Annotated in this window: 5 protein-coding genes; 1 reads left to right on the top strand and 4 read right to left on the bottom strand. The window is 69.5% G+C overall.

Annotated features, from left to right (window positions below; genetic code table 11):
• Window positions 1-178 precede the first annotated feature (178 nt).
• The 4 genes from HUU96_RS14170 to HUU96_RS14155 all read right to left on the bottom strand — a co-directional run bounded on the left by HUU96_RS14170 (window position 179) and on the right by HUU96_RS14155 (window position 1724).
• Window positions 179-385: a DUF2842 domain-containing protein gene (locus HUU96_RS14170; RefSeq protein ID WP_174293389.1), complete on the bottom strand. Its 207-nt coding sequence runs from the start codon at window positions 383-385 to the stop codon at window positions 179-181.
• On the bottom strand, window positions 382-921 hold the full coding sequence (locus tag HUU96_RS14165; RefSeq protein ID WP_174293388.1) for a 5-formyltetrahydrofolate cyclo-ligase: 540 nt from the start codon (window positions 919-921) through the stop codon (window positions 382-384). Before HUU96_RS14165 ends, HUU96_RS14170 begins: the two co-directional genes overlap by 4 nt.
• A gap of 285 nt (window positions 922-1206) precedes the next feature.
• Window positions 1207-1530, bottom strand: coding sequence for a cell division protein ZapA (locus HUU96_RS14160; RefSeq protein ID WP_174293387.1), 324 nt, complete (start codon window positions 1528-1530; stop codon window positions 1207-1209).
• Window positions 1530-1724 carry a hypothetical protein gene (locus tag HUU96_RS14155; RefSeq protein WP_174293386.1) on the bottom strand — a complete coding sequence of 65 codons (195 nt, stop codon included), beginning with the start codon at window positions 1722-1724 and terminating at the stop codon, window positions 1530-1532. Before HUU96_RS14155 ends, HUU96_RS14160 begins: the two co-directional genes overlap by 1 nt.
• 153 nt (window positions 1725-1877) lie before the next feature.
• Here HUU96_RS14155 and gap point away from each other — a divergent pair.
• A partial coding sequence (gene gap, locus HUU96_RS14150) for a type I glyceraldehyde-3-phosphate dehydrogenase (RefSeq protein WP_174293385.1) occupies window positions 1878-2857 on the top strand: 980 nt, incomplete at its 3' end.

Genomic DNA, 2857 nt, shown 5'->3' with positions numbered 1-2857 from the left:
CGGGTGTAGCTCAGTTGGTTAGAGCGCCGGCCTGTCACGCCGGAGGTCGCGGGTTCGAGCCCCGTCACTCGCGCCATCGCGCAGTTTGGACGCGATCAGCGAAGCTGATCGCGACGCAAACAAGCGCGGCCGACCCGGCCCAGCCGGGATCGACGACGCGGCTTCGCCGCGGCGCATCCTACCGCCAGCGTCCCGTCTCCATCCAAAGCAGCAACGGCTTCAGCGGCGCGATCCACACCAGTCCCGTAAACAGGTAGAACACTAGCTGAAGCGGCCACGCCCAGCCGCTTACCCAGCCCGCCACGCTCGCCACGACCACGCTCCACACCGCGATCAGCGCCAGGATCGCCAGCACCCCCGCGGGCTTGCGCCAGCTTGGCGTCATGCGACCGCGATCCACTCGCGCTCGGTAGCGACCGCATGGAGCGGCACGTCCCATGGATCGGCGTCCAGCGCCGCGACCTCCTGTACTGACCAGGCGATCCCGACGCGCCACGCCGCCGGATGCGCAGCAAAGGCGCGGTCGTAATGGCCGGCTCCCTGGCCCAGCCGATTGCCGCGACGATCGAAGGCGAGAAGGGGGGTGAGGATGATGGCGGGCTCCAGTTCGGGGGCGGCGGTGGCGGGCTGGTACAGGCCGAACGGTCCCGCCTCCAGCGTGCCGCGATCGTCGACTGCCAGGAACCGCACCGGCGTCGCGCGGTCGACGACATGCGGCAGCGTGATGCGGCATCCGGCCTCGACCGCGGCGGCCACCAGCGGCGCAGGGTCCGCCTCGCTGCCGATCGGGTGGTAGGCGGCGACGACGACACCCGCCGCCAGTCGCGCGCGATAAGCGGGGTCGACCAGCACTGGGCTGGGCGGCGCGAAACTGTCGCGGGTGGAACGCATCTGGCGGCGCAGGGTGGGCTTGTCGGTCATCGGAAGAGCGCGCCGCGGCAAAGCCGCGTCGTGACGTCGGACGGGATGGCTAGGCCACCCGCCGGCCGCGCTGGCGCGTCTTGGGTGCAGCTCTGCTGCGCCCAAGCGCGCTGTGCGGTGGCGGGACCGCCGTGGCCGTTTGCCGGGTTATCCACTGACGCACGGTACGTCAGGTGGGGACCATGTACGTCGGACCAGGGTCCGGGCAGGGACAGCCCCCTTTGGATGATGAATAGCCTCAGGGATAATAAAGGCTCGTACCGGGCAGTACCCGCCGAGTTCTACCTAGGCGTTCGGGCTCGATTGCTCAAGCGAGGATTGCTCGAGCGCGTCGGCCATCTTCTCCAGCCGCTCGGCGATCTGGCGAAGGGCGCTGTCGCCGACCGACGCACCCGCCGGCGGGCGGTTCCTCGCCTCGTCCAGGTCGTCGGCGAGCATCAGCGCGACGAACAGCATCGCCCGCTCGCCGCCGCCGTTGCCCGCGGCGCGCTGGGCCATCGCCCAACGCTCGTCCAATATCGCGCCCAGCTCGCGCAGCCGCGCCTCCTCGCCGTCGCGGCAGCCGACGGGGTGGCCGCGCCCGCCGATCGAGAGCATCACCTCCGCCATCAGCCGGCGGGGCTCCGCACGATCACGTCGTCCAATGCCGCTACCGCCTCGACCATCCGCGCCTTCAGCGCGGCGTGACGGCGCGACAAGGCCGCCGCGTCGGCTGCGTTGGCCGCCACCGCCGCCTCGATCCGCGCGATCGCCGCCTCTATCCGAGCAACGGCATCCGGCGCGTGGGGAGCTTCCTGTGCCATGCGCGGCGCGATAGCAGGACAGCCCGCAGCGGCAAGCGGATTTGGCCGATCCGGCGAGCCGGCGGTTGAGCCTGATGGTTGACACGGCGCTCCCGCCCCCCGCAAAGGCGACGCCGATGGGGCGGGGCTGCCCGCGACGCGAGAGGATGACGGATGACCAAGGTAGCGATCAACGGCTTTGGGCGCATTGGTCGGCTGGTCGCGCGGGCGATCCTAGAGCGCGCCGACAGCGGGCTGGAGCTGGTCGCGATCAACGACCTGGCCGATGCCAAGTCCAACGCCTGGCTGTTCAGCCGCGACAGCATCCATGGCCGCTGGCCGGGCGAGGTCAGCGCCGAGGGCAACGACCTGGTGATCGACGGCAAGCGTATCCGCGTCACCGCCGAGCGTGACCCCGCCAACCTGCCTCATGCCGAGCTGGGCGTCGAACTGGTGCTGGAATGCACCGGCTTCTTCACCGACAACGTTTCCTGCCAAAAGCACATCGACGCCGGCGCGACGAAGGTGCTGATCTCGGCCCCCGGCAAGGGCGTCGACCTGACCGTCGTCTACGGCGTCAACCACGACAAGCTGGAAGCGGGCCACACCATCGTCTCCAATGCGTCGTGCACAACCAACTGCCTGGCCCCGGTCGCCAAGGTGCTGAACGACTCGATCGGCATCGAGCGCGGGCTGATGACGACCATCCACGCCTACACCAACGATCAAAAGATCCTCGACCAGATCCATCCCGACCTGCGGCGTGCCCGCGCCGCGGCGATGAGCATGATCCCGACCACCACCGGCGCTGCCCGCGCCGTCGGCGAAGTGCTGCCCGAGCTCAAGGGCAAGCTCGACGGCTCGGCGATCCGGGTGCCGGTGCCCGACGGCAGCCTGGTCGACCTGACCTTCACCCCCAAGCGCGATACCACCCGTGAGGAGGTCAACCAGCTGCTCAAGGACGCCGCCGAGGGGGCGATGAAGGGCGTGCTGGAGTTCTCCGACGAGCCTTTGGTGTCGATCGACATTGTCCACACGCCAGCGTCGTCGACGGTCGACAGCCTGGAGACGGCGGTGATCGACGGCAAGCTGGTGCGCGTCGTCAGCTGGTACGACAATGAATGGGGCTTCTCCAACCGCATGGTCGACACCGC

The organism is Sphingomonas bacterium (assembly GCF_903644135.1).
Lineage (GTDB): Bacteria > Pseudomonadota > Alphaproteobacteria > Sphingomonadales > Sphingomonadaceae > Sphingomonas.
Note: the sequence above shows the minus strand (reverse complement) of the source record. Positions and strands in the feature narration are given on the sequence as shown.